This window comes from Microbulbifer sp. YPW16 (assembly GCF_021290385.1).
GTDB lineage: Bacteria > Pseudomonadota > Gammaproteobacteria > Pseudomonadales > Cellvibrionaceae > Microbulbifer > Microbulbifer zhoushanensis.
In genome coordinates this window covers 44,993-61,405 of the sequence record NZ_CP089928.1, presented here as the reverse complement: position 1 = coordinate 61,405, position 16,413 = coordinate 44,993, and the positions used below count along the sequence as shown (strand labels likewise).

Genomic DNA, 16,413 nt, shown 5'->3' with positions numbered 1-16,413 from the left:
ATTATTCCTGTCCGCGGATTATTCCACTATTGCGGATGGGCATCATCGTCCCGCGGGGACATTACTGAGGAGCTTTACGTGCAGTTAGTGCAGTCATTCAACCGGATTGTTGTTTTGTTATTGTTCGCGGCCCTGTTCCAGGGGTGCACGGTACTCACGCCCGACTTCGAGGAACCGTCGGTCCAGGTCACCGGCCTGGAGCCGCTGCCGGCCAATCGTGCCGGCGACCTGCGATTTCGCATTCGCCTGCGGGTGGACAACCCCAACTCCGTGGCCCTGTCCCTGTCGGGACTCTACTACACCCTGGACCTGGCCGGGCACGAGGTGGTGACCGGCACCGCCCGTGACCTGCCACAGATCCCCGCCTACGGCAGCAACGATATCGCGGTAGAGGCCTCCGCCAACCTGATGGGCTCATTCATGGCCGCCGCCGAACTGATGTCCCTGCGCGGCGACACTGTGCCCTATTCCCTGGAGGCCAAGCTGGGCCTGGAACGCACATTCCCGCCCTCCATCCGCGTTCGCAAGGACGGCGAGATCAGCCTGAACCGCTGATTCTCCGCATCGCCCGGCCGGCACCCTGCCGGGGACGCAGACGCCGGTCCGGACAGCCGCGCAGGGGCCAGCACTCGCACGGGGCGAAAGCGGGGTAGCTAAAGGGATTTAAGGAAAAGAAAAGACACTGGGCCGGGGACCGGATGGCCCCCGGTGCAGGGTTGTTCAGCGACGTGCTGCGACAATACCGCCGAACATGGCGGCCACGGAGGACAACACCCCGAGGCCCAGCAGGCTGTAGAGGCTGATTGACTGGCGCGCGGCTTCGGCGAGCACCTCATCCAGGGGGAACTGCCAGGCGACAATGGCCGAGGCCAACACCACCGCCCCATATTGGGTGCGGGTCACCCGGCGATCGGAACGCCGTGTGGGCGCAGGCAGTCGCTCCATGACACCGTCACAGAAGCCGTCATCGTCCAGGTAGGGCTCGCTGAACTGCAGCTGCTGCCCCAGCCAGGTATCGAAATCCGGGTCGCTGTTGCGTAACTGGGCTTCACTCAAGGTTCCAGACCCCTGTTCCCCGTTGCGGGAATACCATTCAAACTTATCCACTGACCACCTCCTCACGCCACGCCTGCAGCAATGTCTGCAACCTGGCCCGCGCGCGGTTAACGTGGGATTTAACCGTACCGAGGGGCAGCTTCATGATACTCGCAGCCTCCTCGTGTGAAAAGCCGCGTTGCATGCACAGGTGAATCGCCTGTCGTTGCGGCTCGCTGAGCTCCTGCAAGGCGGCATCCAGGTCGCGGGCCATGCCCAGCTGCTGGGCCTCTTCGACCGTCTCCTGGGCCTGGGCCCGGTCCACCGCCTCCTGGTCCACCTCCGGCGCGTTCTTGCGCCGGTAACTCATGACGAGATTGTAGGCGATCCGGTACAGCCAGGTGCTGAAACGCGCATCCCCACGAAATGCCGGCAGCGCCTTGTAGGCCTTGATAAAGGCCTCCTGCGCCATATCGTCGGCCAGGGCCTGGTCACCATCGCACAGATTGCGGAGCGAGAAACGCAACTGTGACTGATAGCGCCGAACCAGCTGGGCGTATGCCCGCTGGTCCCCGTCTTCGACGATACGCCGGATCAATTCCCCGTCATTGAGGTCCATAAACCGCTGTCCCTAGCCTGCCCGGTTGCCTTCCTGGTGTTCCAGTCTCCAGTTGATAAAGCGGGCGATACCGATGAACAGCGGAATCAGACCCAGGCTGCCAACTCCCACGTCCACGGAGAGGGTAAGCCAGATAAAGAGCGCCAAGCCTACAGCAATCAGGGTGAAACCGCGGTCTTTCAGGTTACTGGGAGACTCACCCTGCATGGCATCCAGCAGCTCCGGCGGGATATCCCGGCCCTCGGCCACCATGCGGTTGATGTTGTCCATCATCAGCTGCTTCTTGCGATAGCTGTTGCGGGTCACCAGCCACACAATCAGGATGGGCATGCCGAAAACGCCGAGCACCGCGATGAGCCCGATGGTCAGCTCCATGGAGTCGTCGTCACCGCCACTCCGGTGCTCCCAGTGGTGGTCACCGCGATTCCCGAACTCCCGCGCCATATCGCGGGAGATATCCCGGGATATCTCCCTGGAGATATTGCGGGACATACCGATCTTGATGTTATCCGGCACTCCCTCCATGGCCTCCTCGATCACCAGGCCGGACTCATCGAGGATGCCCTTTTTCTCCAGTTTCTCGTAGATTCGCCGGGACAGGGCCCCGCCGAACTCCTCGCCCAGGTCTACCTCGACCTCGGACCGCTGGCCGTCGGCATCTCGGGTCCTGATTTTCAGGGTGCCATCCTCGCCGCGGATGATCCGCACCTGCTTCTCGACACGGTCCTCGTAGTCCTCGATGTCCGCCCGGGGTGGCTCGGGCGGCTCCGGTGGCTGCTCACTGCGCACCTCCGGTGCCGCAGCCGGCTGTTCCGCCGGTGTCTCCTGGGCCCAGGCGAAGCCGGTGCCCAGCACCGTCGCCAGTCCCAGGACCAGTGGGGATATCAGGTTTCTCGCTCTCATTAGTGACTCTCTGCTTGCTGTCAGTATTCTTTTAAGTCGCGTTGCTGTAACTGCCGGTGGCACTCCTCAGAAGGCCGCCAGCGGGGAGCCGGTCAGCGAGGGGCCAGCGATACGCACTGGGTAGCGCACCTCTCTCTCCTCCTCCCGGGCCTCCCGCTCCCGGCACTCGCGGAGCTTATCCGAGACCGCCTGCTCGGCTTTCTCGGCCAGTTCCTGCTGGACCTTGGCAATGGGCAGCTCCAGCGACTCTGCCGACACAACCGGGGTCGACATGGCCGGGGCCGCTGCCAGGAATGCAACCAGCGCGACGTAAAATTTAACCTTTTTCACACATCCTGTCTCAGGGGTTACCATGGTAGCCTCCATATAATTTCCGTTTACAGCCTTAAGATGCCGCCGGGAGGCCCTATGGATGCACCGGCTGCAAAAAAAATTCAGGGGAGCCCGATGACCCAGCCCGCCGACGTACTGCGTTTCTGGTTTGGCAGCGAACACCTGGATGCGCCGGTGGCGGACAGCCACCGGCAGCTCTGGTTTACCCGCGACGAGACACTGGACCAGAAGATCGAGGAAGAATTTGGCCCCGCCGTCGAGGCGGCCCTGGCCGGGGAACTGGGGGACTGGCGCACCAGCCTGGCCGGGGAGCTGGCCCTGGTGCTGCTCTGTGACCAGTTCACCCGCAATATCTACCGCGGCACCCCGCGGGCCTTCGCCGGGGACCCCCTTGCGCGGGAGGTGGCCATGGCGGTGATAGGGCGCGGCGACGACAACCTGCTGGGCCTCTACCAGCGGGCTTTCCTGGGGATGCCCCTGGAGCACGGCGAGAGCCTGGAGATGCAGCAGCGCTCGATCGAGTTCTTCGACCGCCTGCGCAAGAGCCACCTCGATGGCGCCGAGGGTGCGGCCCAGGCCGAGAACTTCTACCAGTACGCCCTGGCGCACCGGGAGGTGATCGAGGAATTCGGCCGCTACCCACACCGCAATGAGGCCCTGGGCCGGGCCTCGACACCGGCCGAGCAGGCCTGGCTGGAAAAAGGGGGTGGCTTCTGATGGATATTGTCGCCTGGCTGTCCCTGGCCGGTATCTGTGCCCTGGGGGCCATGTCACCCGGTCCCAGTCTGCTGATTATCCTGCGGGGCGCCGCTGCCGGCGTACGCCCCGGCATCGCCGCTGCACTGGCCCACGGGGCCGGCGTAGGTATCTATGCGGTCCTCACGGCCCTGGGGCTGGCAGTACTGATCACCAAGTCGCCGCTCCTGTTCAACATCCTCCAGTGGGGCGGCGCCGCCATGCTGCTCTACCTGGGCTGGAAAGCACTGCGGGCCAGGGCGCCGGACCCCAACGGCGAACGGGCCGAGATCGCCCCCCTGAGCACCCGTCGCGCCGCGGCACAGGGGTTCGGTATTGCCTTTTTCAACCCCAAGATCGCAATCTTCTTCACGGCGTTGTTCAGCCAGTTTGTGGGGGAACAGCAGGCACTGGGGATAAAGCTGGGCATGGCCGCCCTGGCGGCCGGGATCGATGCAGTCTGGTACTGCCTGGTGACCCTGGCAGTCTCGGCCGGCCGCCGCCGCAACTGGTCCGGCGGTCCGGTAATGCACCGGCTGCAGCAGCTGTTCGGCATCCTGCTGGTGGCCCTGGCAGCGCGGCTGGTACTGACCATCTAGGTACACTCCCCGGCCCGCAGGATCCCGGGCCAATAAAAAAGGCCCGCCGGGTGGCGGGCCTCAATCTCACACTGCGGGGTCAATTGCGGGCGCCTACTGGGGGGAGGAGGCGCCCGACTGCAGGGCTATTATGGCAGCCCACTGGTGCCGCGGGGGGGCGCAAAACGCAGCCGGCCATCGCTTTATCGCATCACGGCGGTTCCACCCGGGCAAGGCCTGGCGCAGATAACACCGGGTTGCGTTCAACCCGGGGCTACTGCGCTCCCCTGCCGCCCCGCACACCTGCCGCATTTCACGCCAGAATCTCTTCAAGGTCGTCACCGTCGGTTGACACTGGACAGCCATACAGATACTGTACGTTCACACAGTATGATTACTTGAACAATAACCGGAGGCACACATGGCCGTAGTTGCTGTTTGGAAATGCGATAGAGACGGAGCTATGTTCGACAACAAGAAAGATGCGGAAGAACACGACAAGATGCTGGAGCTGGCCGCCAATATTACCTCGCTGATCGAGAAAAATATTGACGGTATTTCCGAAGCCGCGGGCGAGGAAATTGGCCTGCTGCTGGCCAAGCGCCGCGAAGTGCTGGCCAAGGCCTGCAAGGGCAAGCCTGAAATGCTGCTGGAAGCAGAAAAAGAGACTGCAGGCGAGAGCGCCGAAGAAACCGGCAACGAACAGGGCGAGGCCGACGACCGCGTCACCCCGCTGGCCGCGAATCAGTAATTTTCCCGCATGAATCCCCACCCGGGGATGTCACGCAAACCATCCCTGTACTGTGCCCGGTATCTGCCGGGCTTTTTTTTTGCCCGTGCGCCCTGCGCCTTACACCCTACCCTTCTTTGTAGGAACGGCCCATGGCCGCGATTGCAATGCCCCGAGCCACCGATCGCTGCCAGTAGACATACCCCCGTAGGAGCGGCCGCTGGCCGCGACCTTCAGACCATTCCCTAAGGCATATAACAGTACTGACAGCAGGATTTATTGTGATCGCGGCCAGCGGCCGCTCCTACAACAGGGGTCCGTTGCTGCCCGCCTAGAATGCCCCGATGATATTGATCGATGCATAGGCAGTGATCACGATCCAGGTCAATGTCGTGCCCCAGAAGCGACCGTAGTGGTAGCCACCCCTGCCGGCCGTCAGGCCCCAGGCGTGCAGGAAACGACCCAGCACCAGCAGGCCACCGAGGATATTCAGCCAGAAAGCGGACAGGCCATTGATCTCCGCTACCAGCATCATCAGCAGCGCAATGGGAACATACTCGACCGCATTGGCGTGGGTGCGGATCAACACCTCTGCATAGTGTTTACCGCCACTGCCCACACCCACCTTCTCGCCGCGACGAAAACGCACCACGCGAAAGGCAAGCGCCAGGATCAGCAACGCGCAGAGGCCGCCATACAGGCCTGTCAATGGAACCATCATTGGAAACTCCCCATGTAAAAAGGGCGGGACCCGGTCCCGCCCTGTTCTGTTATCAATCTTATCCGGGACAAGTCCAGGCCATCAGCGGGCTCAGAACTTGTAGCCCATTTCATGGCCCTGCTCGGGCTTCAGGTAGCGGTCGCGCAGGCGCGTCGAGCGGTTCACCAGTGACTGCGGCTCACCACCAATCAGTACCTGCTCGGGATAGCTGGTGACTTCCAGCGGGTCCCCGCTCCAGACGACGATATCGGCCACACCACCCGGCTGCAGCACTCCGCCCTCGAGGCCAAAAATGCGCGCAACATTGGTACTGATGGCCTTCAGGGCTTCTTCGTACGGCAAGCCGTAGACCACCGCATTACCGGCGGACTGGCGCGCAAGGTGCACCAGGTGGGTGGAACCATAACCCGGGCCGCCAATGGCCACAGTGACACCGGCCTTCTGCATCCGCGCCGCGTTGTCAAACCGGGCGCCCAGGCTCTCAAAGCTGATCGGCAGGTTGTTAACCACATCGATGATCACCGGCACCCGGGCGGCAGCCAGCTGCTCGGCTACCATCCAGCCCTCGGCGGCACCCTGGATGATTAACCGCAGCTTGTACTCCTCGGCCAGCTCCAGGGCCTGGAGGATATCGCTGGCACGATTGGCGGTAACAATCAGCGGCTGCTGGCCCTGTACGACCGGCTGCAGCGCCTCCAGGTCATCCAGTGAATGATTGAGCTCACGCCAGTTGCCCCGGCGGATCGCCTCCCGGTTGTTCAGGTATTCCCGGGCTTCGGACAGGGCTGTCTCGATGCGGGCATAGGCATTGGCCCGGCTGCCGCCGGCCAGCTGGCTGCCCAGCTCACCCAGGTAGGCCTTCTGGCCCAGCTCTTCCGCTACCACACTGTCGAAATCGCCGTTCAGGGAAATGGCAAAGCCCTGACCGGCAAAAACCCGGTGCAGTTTGCCGGCACCCTCACCCCAGGTGCTGATCGACGGGAATACCACCGCGCGGGTCACGCCGTGCGCACGGTTATAGGGGATCAGGGTGGACTTCGCGTTGTACGCCGGGCGCGGGTCAAAGCCGCTGCCAATACTCTCACCGCTGACTGCGTAATCATTGGTGGCGCTGGCAGCACTAATCTCGGTCAGCCCCAGCTCCGACTGGGGTGCGATAACACCGGGGGTCACCACCTTGCCGCGCGCATCGATCACGCGGTCGGCGCGCTCGTTAATGGAGGGGGCCACCGCCTGCACCTTGCCATCCCGCACCAGGACATCACCCTCGGCCAGGGTACCGATACCGGACAGGGTGTATACCTTGCCCCCCTTGATCAGCACGGTCTCGGCATGTACCGGGAGTGCGAACAGGCCCGCAAGCGCCAGTTGAATCAGGAATCTGGTCATTACAGTCGCTCCCCCTCTGCCTCGATAATACCCAGCTCGAAATCACTGCGCGGCTGCCGCGCGGGATCGTCACGGTCGTACATCAGCTCGCCATCGATAAAGACTTTTTCTGCCTGCGTATAGACACTGAACGGGTTGCCCGACCAGACCACCACGTCCGCCATCTTGCCTTTCTCCAGGCTGCCGGTTTGCCCGGCGATACCCAGCGCTTTGGCCGGGTTGAGGGTCATCCAGGTAACCGCGTGTTCCGGGCCGATATCAAAACCGGCCCGTTGCCCGGCCACCATCGCCTTGGCAGTTTCCTCATTCAGGTGCTGAATCCCCACTGCGGAATCAGAGTGGATCATGGCACAGGCCCTGGCCTGGTCGACAATGGCTATATTGGCCTCGGTCATGTCGAAGGCCTCGTGCTTGAAGCCCCACCAGTCGGCCCACATAGCGGCACAGACATTGTTCTCCGCCAGCAGGTCGGCGACCTTGTAAGCCTCCACGGCGTGGTGGAAGGTGGAAATCTGGAAATCGAATTCCTTGGCGATATCCATCATCACGGCCATTTCCTCACCACGGTAACAGTGGTTGTGCACCAGGATATCCCCGTTCAGCACACCCGCCAGGGTTTCCATTTCCAGGTCGCGCTCGGGCGGCTCGCCGCCGTTCTCGGCGTACTTTTCCCACTTCTCCTTGTACTTGCTGGCAGCGATCCAGGCCTTGCGGTAACCGGCCACGTTACCCATCCGGGTGGAGGGGGCCTGCCCCTTGCCACCGTAAACCCGCTTGGGGTTCTCCCCGCAGGCCATTTTGAGCCCGTAGGGCGCACCGGGGAATTTCATATCCTGTACACGGCGCCCGGGAACATTCTTCAGGGTCACGCTGCGCCCGCCAAACAGGTTGGCCGAACCGGGCAGGATCTGCAGGGTGGTAACCCCACCAGCCAGCGCCAGGGAAAACTGCGGGTCTTGGGTCCAGACCGAGTGCTCGGTCCACACCTCGGCGGTATTGGGTGCAGTCATCTCGTTACCGTCCTGGGAGGACTCGATTGCCGGTGCCGGGTAGTTACCCAGGTGGGAATGGACATCGATAATGCCCGGCGTCACCCACTTGCCCTCACCGTTCACCACCAGGGCATCTCGCGGAGCCTTGAGTCCATCGTCGATACGGGCAATCTTGCCGTCCTCGAGCAGCAGGTCGGTGTTTTCCAGCATTTCGCCGGTGCCGGTGAGCAATGTGGCACCGGTAATCAGTACCGGGCGGGACTGTTCGATGGAATAGGTGGAGGGAAAGGCATCGAGGCGGGCGAAGTCCGCGGCCCCTTTGCCAGCGGCGGTGTCATCACCGCCACAGCCGGTAAGCAGGAAGGCGGCCGTGAGGGCGGCCGCGATAGCGCGCGGCGACGGGAGCCCCCCGCGGCAGAGTGCGTGCAACTGCATAGCGATATTTTCCGTTGTTATCCGTTGCGGGTAAATCAGGTGTAATCGCTTATGCTATCAGGACCGCACCCTTTACACACCTACAAGCGGATGCCCGGGGGAAGGGAAACGGTTAGGGGCGAGGATCGGTGAGGGGATCGGGATAAGTATCGGGGAAAAGCCGCGGTGGCCAGGGACCGGAGATCCCCCTGCCCCGCCGGCCCGGCTCAATCCACCGTCGACTCCTCGGTGGCCTTACGCGGCGCAGAGGCCCGGCGCCGATCACCCATGCTATCGTCGCTCTCCCGTGCCGCTTCCACCGCCAGCTGCGCAAAAAACTGCTCCAGGCGGTCAGCGTAGCCCAGCGCCGCCAGCAACTGCAACATTGCAGATAGGTTACAGCCGCGGCCATTTTCCAGCCGCTTCACGGTACTCAGCCCCAGCCCGGACTCCGCTGCCAGGGTTTCCTGGGGGATATTCCGCGCGAGCCGCAAGCGCCGGAAATGCTCGCCGAGTTGCGCCAGAGATTGCCCTTGATCAAAAGTGCTCATTGTAAATTGACCAGTTTCCTTCCAGTTTCACGCGGTTACAGGGCTGATGCCGGATCTTTGCGACACTTTCACCCTGTTTTGCTTTTCGCACATTCAGTCGGAATTGCTGGTAGATGGCTACAGCCGCACTTGCAGGCTCACCCCGGCAGGACCCGGCAACTACCAGCTCGAGGTATATCTACGCAGGGTTGTCGCAATTGGATGACAATTTGTGAGACGGTCGCAGGGCTTAACGCCTCAGTAGTGCATCAGCTTGATGATGGTCTCGCCATTATCGCACTCGCCGACCACTTCCGGCTCGCGGATCTTGGAGCCCGCCTGGATCACCTTGTTGGAGGGATAGGAGACGAAGCAGGCAAAATTGAAGTTGACCGCCCAGTTACAGCGCAGCAGGCCGTCATCCTCCTCGTAAAAGCGCTCCTGGCAGAAGCTGAGGTAGGGGCTGCCAGAGGCACCCTGCTCCGGGCCAATCGTAATCTGTGTATCGTACGCCACCGGCAACATCAGCCCTGTCGCCAACACCCACTGCCACATAGCGCCAGCCTCCTGTTCGGGAGCAATCCGGGGAGCCCCTGCAGTCCATCATCTCCGGGGCCTACGGAAGCTCCGGGGAAATACGACGGATTTATCCAGGGTCCCCCTGAGTCTAGCAGCTTCTGGCGCCTTTTCCGTCCAGGTGTCCTGCCCCCGCAGGCACTCCGGGGAAGGCTCCCTACTGGTCCGGCCAGGCCCCGGCGAAGTCAGCTGCCGCCGCGACGTCCCGCGGCCAGGGCGGTAAAGCGGCGCGCCTCCTCCCCGGAGGGCTGGAGATCGTACTTGCGGACGATCGCCATAAAGCGCTCCACATAGACCTGCGACACGGGCCCGTAGGGCGGCATCCACTGGTCCGGCCCCCGGTGCCCCTTGCTCTGGTTGCGCCCGTCATCCACCAACCACAGGTTCTCCGGGTCCTCGGCAAACTGGCGCTTGCGGGCCCTATCCCAGCCGGCGCCACCATGATCGTGGGCCCACTTGAGCGGCACGATATGCTCCACATCCAGGTCCGAGGCCAGGGTGAAGAAGTTGCCGGTATAGGGATCCAGCCACAGGCCGGTCTTGACCCGGCATTGGTCGGCGCGGGTAAAGGTCACCGGCGCCAGGGAGTAGCGCAGCAGGAGTTCATGGCGGGTGTCCTGGCAGTCGCGGTCACTGTCTGACCAGCGTGGCAGCCACTCGGCGCGATGGTAATCCGCCGCGCTGGCAACAGTACAAAGGATAAACGGGAGGCATGCCCACAGGGGACGTAACGATCGACTACTCATACTACTCCTACCAATCGTTTTCAGGGCCTGGTTGTCGGGGAGATGGCAGGCGGGCAGCGCGGCTCCACCTGCCAGGCCTCAGCGGGCTTTCTGTCCTGTTGCGGAAGGCTGTTGGTACAGCTCAATCACCTCGCCGTTGATTACTGCCACCCGCACACCCGCCTCATCGCGCAACAGGAAGGTGGCATCGCGACGACGCAGTGGCCGTTGCCGCTGCGGGTTGCGGGGGTTGATGGCCACCGGCAATTCGGTGTCCACCCGAAGCCGCGCCGGGTCGCCAACAAAGTAGCCGTAGCCATCCTCCAGCAGCTCGCGGTAGCGGCTGTCGTCCAGCATCAGGATTGGGTCGCCATCCAGCTGGAAGGGACGCGGCGGCTGGTATTGCCACTGGCTTGCATCCAGGGTCTGCGCCCCGGCCAGGTTCGACAGGTCGCCGGCATCCACCACCTGGGCACCACCGGTCCGCTGGTTGATGGCCAGGTCGGTGACATACCCGGTGTCGCCCTCACCTGCCCTCAGCCCGGTGATCTTGATATCGACGATGGCGTCGTCCTCGTTAAAGGGAATTGCCTCGTAGCGGGCCAGTGGGGTATCCCGATAGCTGCCCGTGGCAATACTGTCGATAGCGCTCACCAGCATCTCGAAATTCATCCGCCGTGCCACCTGCCGGTTGGGGTCCGCAGGGTGGGCACCGGACTCGATCAGGATGGTACTGATGCCCATTTCAGAGAATGTGTCGCCAAATGCACGGTAGGCATAGGTATCGTCGTAACGGGCAATATGGCCCCCGATGAAAGGCTCGATCGCCGCGGTCAGCACGCCGATCAGTTTCATGGCTCCGGCGCGACTGTCATTGACTTCGCGCGCCCGGTTGTACGCCGGCGCCAGCACCGAGATAGTGGCCATCTTGCCGGTATCGCCGACGCCGTAATGGCGGTCCTGGTCGTGCAGGTTAAAGCCGAAATGCGGGTCGAACTCCTTTGCCAACCCCATCAGGACCCGGCCCTCCGGCGACTGCAGGGCCTTGGCATCGCGGTTCACGTCGAAGCTCTGGGCGTTGTGGCGGCTGTTCCGCTCGGCGCCATCGGGATTCAGCATGGGCACCATCACCAGGGTGATTTCGTCCATCCACCCGGCCCGCCACTTCGCCTGTTCCGGCGCGGTTATAAAATTCACCAGGTCAAAAATTGCCGGGGTGGCGGTAGGCTCGTCGCCGTGCATCTGTGACCACATCATCACCCGCATGGGACCGGAACCCACCTGCAGGCGGAAGATGGGCCGGCCTTCATAGGAACGACCGATTTCCTTTACATCCACCAGTTCCGATTCCCGCAAGCGGTCCACCAGCGGCAGAATGTCCGCCTGGCGAATGACGGGCTTGTCGAGGCCCGGCTGGCGATACTGTTCATAGGTTTCCGGCGAAGCCGCGGCCATCGCCACCGAGCCGGCGGCAATCAGCACAGCCGCCGCTACCGTTTTCAGCGCGGGCATTGCGATTGCGGACACAGGGCGTAATAGAAGTGCATCAATGGCACTGGGAAAGGAAATCGGCATGGCAGTACCCGGTTGTTATCGGTTTTATCATTCGCCGCGGAATAATTTCAGCAAATAAAATATTCCACAGCCTGCCCGGGTTTTGCAATCAAATTTTTTTGGTGATGTTAACCACCTAACACTCGCGTACAGGAATAGCGGGGTAACAGGCCTCAATCCATAAAGCCATCCACCAGCAACGCCAGCTGGCTGTCGGTCCCACGGCAGGTGCGGATACCAGCCGCATCAAACTCGCGGTGCAACGCCAGGCCATCCACTGCCGCCAGGGACAGTTTCGCCGCCACCAGCGTATCCAGTTGCAAGCGGAAGGCACCACTTTCCACCCCACTGGCCAGTGTCCGCCGCAGCGCGCCTACCGCAGCGTTGAAGAATTCCCTTACCTGCTCCCCACCACAATGGTCACGGGTCACCGATTCCGCCAGGGTTACAATCGACCCCGCGCTGGCCGCGCTGAGGCCGGCCTGCAGGCGCCGCAGTTGTTCCAGCAGGCGCTCCCGTGGCGGCAGCGCCAGGACCGCCGCCTCCTCCAGGGCAAATCGCTCGGGCGCTGTGAACTCCTCCAGCAATGCGGTGCGAATGGCCTGCTTGGATTCGAAATGAAAATAGATGCCGCCCTTGGTCAGGCCTGCCGCGCTGGCTATATCCTGCACCGACGTACTGCCGAAGCCACGGCTGTTGAAGCATTCACGGGCCGCAGCGAGGATTGCCCGGCGTCGCTCCTGCTCGGGCAGCTTCTTCCAGCCACCGCGGGCCCGGGAACTGTCTGTACCGCTGGCGGACATATCTGCAATCCTCATGGTCTATTACCCTGCGGGGCATCATAAATGGAACACAGCCGGCCTCCAAATAAATACCGACCGGTTGGTATTTATTGACGCCAACCCAACGCCCTCTTAAGATTCCGACCCACTGGTATTTATCATCAGGAGGTACCGATGCTGGCCACCCCCATTACACTGCCCAACGGCCTGTTATTGCCCAACCGGTTTGCCAAGTCCGCCATGGAGGAAGAGCTGGGCCACCTCGGCGCCCCCACCAGCGCACATATCAACCTGTACCATCGCTGGAGCGCCGGGAACCCCGGGCTGCTGATCACCGGCAACGTAATGGTGGACCGACGTGCCATGACCGACCCGGGCGCCGTGTTCCTCGAGGATGAGTCCCGCCTGCAGCAATTCCGCGCCTGGGCCAGTGCCGGGCGCCAGGGCGGCAACCTGTTCCTGATGCAGATCAACCACCCCGGCCGACAGATACCCAAATACCTGAGTGAACGCCCGGTAGCACCTTCCGCCGTGGGCCTTGAGGTACCCGGCGGCCGCGGCCTGTTCAATACCCCCCGCCCACTGACCGATGACGAGATTCGCGAGCAGATCCGACGCTTTGCCCGCACCACCGCCCTGGCGGTGGAGGCCGGTTTCGACGGCGTACAGGTGCATGCCGCACACGGCTACCTGATCAGCCAGTTCCTCTCTCCCCTGACCAATCGCCGCGAGGACCGCTGGGGCGGTTCAGCGGAAAACCGTGCCCGTTTCCTGTTTGAAGTATTGGCCGCGGTACGCGCCGTATTGCCGCGCGGCAAGGCGCTGTCAGTAAAACTCAATTCTGCCGACTTCCAGCGCGGCGGCTTTACGGAAGAGGATGCCTTGCGCGTAATCGAGCGCCTGGCGGAGTTCCGGGTCGACCTGCTGGAAATCTCCGGCGGCAACTACGAGTCCCCGGCGATGATGGGCGGCAAGGACGCCACCCCCGGCAAGCGCACCGCCCAGCGGGAGGCATTCTTCCTCGACTTTGCCGAAAAGGCCCGGGCTATCGCTCCCATGCCCCTGATGGTAACCGGTGGCTTCCGCTCCCGGCGGGGCATGGATGCGGCCCTGAAGTTCGGCGCGGTGGATGTGATCGGTATGGCCAAGCCATTCTGCCTGGAGCCGGAGTTGCCCCGGCGCATGCTGGAAGGCGACCTGGATGAGATCCACTATCCCACAAGGCGCCTGCGCACCCAGGCCATGAGCAGCCTGGGCGTGATGGCCTCGGCGCGCACCCATATCCGCCGCATCGCCAGCAACCAGCGCCCTGACCCGAAACTCAATATTTTGCTGAACCTGGTACGGGATTTCCTCAGCACCCAGCTGCACGCCTGGCGCTACCGGCGCTGGCTGCGCAAGAACCCGGGGCCACAGGCTACCTGAGGCTGTTACCCTCACTGTCCCCATCGCCAACCGGCAGGGCTGGCAGTGACCAGGAGTCCCGCAGGCGCAGGTATTCGGCACGGGGCAACGCCACATACAGTGGCCTTGCACCTCGCTGCAGGCGTGCCAGCACGCGGTCCATCTGCGGTTCGGCAAAGGCGGTGCAACCTGCTGTTGGCGCCCCCGGCGCCTTCCAGAGGTGGATAAAGATACAACTGCCGGCGCCAGGCTGGTTCTCAGGGTTGTGGGCGACAAATATCCCTTTCTTGTACTGCTGGTCGCCGTAGTGGATATCCCGGCGCATCCCCTCGCTGGAGCCTTCAACAGCGGCGCGCCCCACCTCTTCCGTATCCACTGTGCGGTTGTAGAGGGGGGATTCCGGGACATCCACGCAGAAATGTGTCTCTTTCATGGGCCAGTATGCCAGGCCGGTTTCCACCGTAGGCGCGTAGCCGAAAGCGTCGCCCAGCCGGAAGATACCCGCCGGCGCCTTGCCATCCCCTTCCCGCTTCTGCGGGCCCTGCTGCTGTGGGTGCAGGCCGATTCCCCAGGCCAGGCCGGTGCGACCGATATTGACCGGCACGGGCTCCGCCACACCTTCCCAGCCGCCTTTTGCCCGCTCGAACTGGTACATCACGCCCGTATCCGCATCCCAGTCTTCGGTAATGGTGAGCAGCAACTGGGACGAGGTCTCGGGAATCTGGGCCAATCCCTGGCATGAGGCCAGCAGGCCCACGGTCGCCACCACCAACTGGAAAAGTCGCATTGCAATCGGCTCCTTACATTGCTTTTCACGCCAGAGCTTAACTCCGGGGCGGGGATCGAAAAAGTACCCCCTGCCCGGGGCAAGCCGATTCGGGGCAAATTTGAGAATACCTGCGCTACTACCTACATTGAAACGGACCGTGCGAGGTTATCCAGCACAGGGAAGTAATCGGGCGACAGGATGCGAACGCAATTTCTGCAGGCAATCGAAATCACCGGGCTGGCCATCGAGATTTTCGGTGTGCTGGTAATCCTGGTGGGCTGCTGCTTCTCCACCGGCAAGTTCCTCACCACATACCGCCACCTGCCCGGGGCAGAGTCCTTCCGTAATTTCCGCCAACAGCTGGGGCGGGCGATCATCCTTGGGCTGGAGTTCCTGATCGCCGGTGACATCATCCGCACGGTGATTGTTTCCGAATCCCTGGAAAACGTCGGTATCCTGGCCCTGATTATCCTGATGCGGGCTTTCCTGAGCTTTACCCTGGAGATGGAGATCGAGGGCAAGATGCCATGGACCCACCCGGCGGGCACCCACGATGCCCCTGCACCCACCTCCACCGCTGGTCGCGACAACTGATACAATTGCGCGCCAGCGTCGGAAACGCCCCCGGCGGAACCAACAATCGCGGTCCCACCCACACCTGATGGCACCAGGCCAGGACCGCCCGGCCGCCGGAACAGTATTTATGCCCTCACTGCGCATCCTGCTGCTGACCACCCTGGCAATGATCGCCTTCGCCGGCAACTCGATCCTGTGCCGCCTTGCCCTCAAGGAAACCAGTATCGACCCGGCCAGCTTTACCTCCCTGCGCCTGCTCTCCGGGGCGGTGATCCTGTGGTTGGTATCACTACACAAACCGGTTATCGAAAACGGTGACAGGAAGCACTGGCAGCACGGCAACTGGATTTCGGCCGTTGCACTCTTCGCTTATGCGGCCGGTTTCTCCTTTGCCTACGTGAATATGAATGCAGCCACCGGCGCGCTGCTGCTGTTCGGTGCTGTACAGGTCACCATGATCGGCCACGGGCTGTGGGCCGGGGAGCGACTGGGGCCGCTGCAGCTTGTCGGTACTTTTATCGCCATCGCCGGGCTTGTTGTCCTGCTCCTGCCTGGCGCCACCGCCCCGCCGCCACTCGCGTCCTCGCTGATGCTCGGCGCCGGTGTAGCCTGGGGAGTCTATTCGCTGCGCGGTATTGGCCAGGAGGACCCGACCCGTGTCACCGCCGGCAACTTTATCCTCGCCGCCCCGGTAACCCTGGCCCTCAGCCTGCTCCTGCGACAACAGGTTTCGTTCGACCTTGCGGGGGTGATCTACGCAATACTCTCCGGTGCCGTGGCCTCGGGTATCGGCTACGTCATCTGGTATGCCGCCCTGCCCGCCCTCAAATCCACCACTGCCGCCACGGTACAATTGAGCGTGCCCGTGATCACCGCGATCGGCGGTGTGTTGTTTCTCCACGAGTCGGTGGACCTGCGTATGGTGCTGTCCTCAGTTGCAATACTCGGGGGCATTGCGCTGGTGATTGTGGCTCGCAACAACAGGAACGATGCTTCGGCAACAGACTGAGTCACAACAACCCGGGGGCTCATTGACGATCGCCGGGAA

Annotated in this window: 20 protein-coding genes; 7 read left to right on the top strand and 13 right to left on the bottom strand. The window is 62.7% G+C overall.

Features of this window, described 5'->3' with window-relative positions; all coding sequences use genetic code 11:
* The first annotated feature begins 78 nt into the window (after window positions 1–78).
* The gene (locus tag LVE68_RS00320) at window positions 79–555 is read left to right on the top strand and encodes an LEA type 2 family protein (protein ID WP_232942062.1); all 477 of its coding nucleotides are present in this window, start codon (window positions 79–81) and stop codon (window positions 553–555) included.
* A gap of 165 nt (window positions 556–720) precedes the next feature.
* Here LVE68_RS00320 and LVE68_RS00315 read toward each other — a convergent pair whose 3' ends face one another.
* The 4 genes from LVE68_RS00315 to LVE68_RS00300 form a co-directional block, all read right to left on the bottom strand.
* Window positions 721–1,056 carry a hypothetical protein gene (locus tag LVE68_RS00315; RefSeq protein ID WP_232942060.1) on the bottom strand — a complete coding sequence of 112 codons (336 nt, stop codon included), beginning with the start codon at window positions 1,054–1,056 and terminating at the stop codon, window positions 721–723.
* A 43-nt stretch (window positions 1,057–1,099) separates the two neighbouring features.
* Window positions 1,100–1,654 (bottom strand): sigma-70 family RNA polymerase sigma factor, encoded by a 555-nt coding sequence (locus LVE68_RS00310; protein ID WP_232942058.1) that lies wholly within the window; start codon window positions 1,652–1,654, stop codon window positions 1,100–1,102.
* A gap of 12 nt (window positions 1,655–1,666) precedes the next feature.
* Window positions 1,667–2,557, bottom strand: a complete 891-nt coding sequence (locus LVE68_RS00305; RefSeq protein ID WP_232942056.1) for a DUF6249 domain-containing protein — start codon at window positions 2,555–2,557, stop codon at window positions 1,667–1,669.
* Between the two features lie 66 nt (window positions 2,558–2,623).
* A complete protein-coding gene (locus tag LVE68_RS00300) occupies window positions 2,624–2,887 on the bottom strand; it encodes a hypothetical protein (RefSeq protein ID WP_232942054.1) in 264 nt (87 codons plus the stop codon).
* 117 nt (window positions 2,888–3,004) lie between these two features.
* Here LVE68_RS00300 and LVE68_RS00295 point away from each other — a divergent pair, with 117 nt between their 5' ends.
* The 3 genes from LVE68_RS00295 to LVE68_RS00285 all read left to right on the top strand — a co-directional run bounded on the left by LVE68_RS00295 (window position 3,005) and on the right by LVE68_RS00285 (window position 4,954).
* The gene (locus LVE68_RS00295) at window positions 3,005–3,607 is read left to right on the top strand and encodes a DUF924 family protein (protein ID WP_232942052.1); all 603 of its coding nucleotides are present in this window, start codon (window positions 3,005–3,007) and stop codon (window positions 3,605–3,607) included.
* Window positions 3,607–4,224, top strand: a complete 618-nt coding sequence (locus tag LVE68_RS00290) for a LysE family translocator (RefSeq protein WP_232942050.1) — start codon at window positions 3,607–3,609, stop codon at window positions 4,222–4,224. Before LVE68_RS00295 ends, LVE68_RS00290 begins: the two co-directional genes overlap by 1 nt.
* A 400-nt stretch (window positions 4,225–4,624) precedes the next feature.
* Window positions 4,625–4,954 carry a YebG family protein gene (locus tag LVE68_RS00285; protein WP_232942048.1) on the top strand — a complete coding sequence of 110 codons (330 nt, stop codon included), beginning with the start codon at window positions 4,625–4,627 and terminating at the stop codon, window positions 4,952–4,954.
* Between the two features lie 310 nt (window positions 4,955–5,264).
* On the opposite strand, the gene LVE68_RS00280 is transcribed toward LVE68_RS00285, so the two are convergent.
* From LVE68_RS00280 to LVE68_RS00245, 8 genes are all read right to left on the bottom strand, one after another.
* A complete protein-coding gene (locus LVE68_RS00280) occupies window positions 5,265–5,654 on the bottom strand; it encodes an MAPEG family protein (protein ID WP_232942046.1) in 390 nt (129 codons plus the stop codon).
* 90 nt (window positions 5,655–5,744) lie between these two features.
* Window positions 5,745–7,043 carry an amidohydrolase family protein gene (locus LVE68_RS00275; protein ID WP_232942044.1) on the bottom strand — a complete coding sequence of 433 codons (1,299 nt, stop codon included), beginning with the start codon at window positions 7,041–7,043 and terminating at the stop codon, window positions 5,745–5,747.
* Window positions 7,043–8,470 carry an amidohydrolase gene (locus tag LVE68_RS00270; protein WP_232942042.1) on the bottom strand — a complete coding sequence of 476 codons (1,428 nt, stop codon included), beginning with the start codon at window positions 8,468–8,470 and terminating at the stop codon, window positions 7,043–7,045. The genes LVE68_RS00275 and LVE68_RS00270 overlap by 1 nt, the downstream gene beginning before the upstream one ends.
* A gap of 206 nt (window positions 8,471–8,676) precedes the next feature.
* A complete protein-coding gene (locus LVE68_RS00265; protein WP_232942040.1) occupies window positions 8,677–9,000 on the bottom strand; it encodes a helix-turn-helix domain-containing protein in 324 nt (107 codons plus the stop codon).
* A 237-nt stretch (window positions 9,001–9,237) separates the two neighbouring features.
* Window positions 9,238–9,534, bottom strand: coding sequence for a hypothetical protein (locus LVE68_RS00260; protein ID WP_232942038.1), 297 nt, complete (start codon window positions 9,532–9,534; stop codon window positions 9,238–9,240).
* A gap of 206 nt (window positions 9,535–9,740) precedes the next feature.
* Window positions 9,741–10,301, bottom strand: a complete 561-nt coding sequence (locus LVE68_RS00255) for a GmrSD restriction endonuclease domain-containing protein (protein ID WP_232942036.1) — start codon at window positions 10,299–10,301, stop codon at window positions 9,741–9,743.
* A 78-nt stretch (window positions 10,302–10,379) separates the two neighbouring features.
* Complete coding sequence (locus LVE68_RS00250) at window positions 10,380–11,792, bottom strand: M14 family metallopeptidase (RefSeq protein WP_232942034.1); 1,413 nt, start codon at window positions 11,790–11,792, stop codon at window positions 10,380–10,382.
* Between the two features lie 215 nt (window positions 11,793–12,007).
* Window positions 12,008–12,652 (bottom strand): TetR/AcrR family transcriptional regulator, encoded by a 645-nt coding sequence (locus LVE68_RS00245; protein WP_232942032.1) that lies wholly within the window; start codon window positions 12,650–12,652, stop codon window positions 12,008–12,010.
* A 138-nt stretch (window positions 12,653–12,790) separates the two neighbouring features.
* Here LVE68_RS00245 and LVE68_RS00240 point away from each other — a divergent pair, with 138 nt between their 5' ends.
* On the top strand, window positions 12,791–14,041 hold the full coding sequence (locus LVE68_RS00240) for an NADH:flavin oxidoreductase/NADH oxidase family protein (protein WP_232942030.1): 1,251 nt from the start codon (window positions 12,791–12,793) through the stop codon (window positions 14,039–14,041).
* Here LVE68_RS00240 and LVE68_RS00235 read toward each other — a convergent pair.
* Window positions 14,034–14,807: a L,D-transpeptidase family protein gene (locus LVE68_RS00235; RefSeq protein WP_232942028.1), complete on the bottom strand. Its 774-nt coding sequence runs from the start codon at window positions 14,805–14,807 to the stop codon at window positions 14,034–14,036. The genes LVE68_RS00240 and LVE68_RS00235 overlap by 8 nt on opposite strands.
* A 180-nt stretch (window positions 14,808–14,987) precedes the next feature.
* Here LVE68_RS00235 and LVE68_RS00230 point away from each other — a divergent pair, with 180 nt between their 5' ends.
* Entirely contained in the window at window positions 14,988–15,383 is a 396-nt protein-coding gene (locus LVE68_RS00230) for a DUF1622 domain-containing protein (RefSeq protein WP_232942026.1), read from the top strand.
* A 109-nt stretch (window positions 15,384–15,492) separates the two neighbouring features.
* On the top strand, window positions 15,493–16,374 hold the full coding sequence (locus LVE68_RS00225; RefSeq protein ID WP_232942024.1) for a DMT family transporter: 882 nt from the start codon (window positions 15,493–15,495) through the stop codon (window positions 16,372–16,374).
* The last annotated feature ends 39 nt before the right edge of the window (window positions 16,375–16,413 follow it).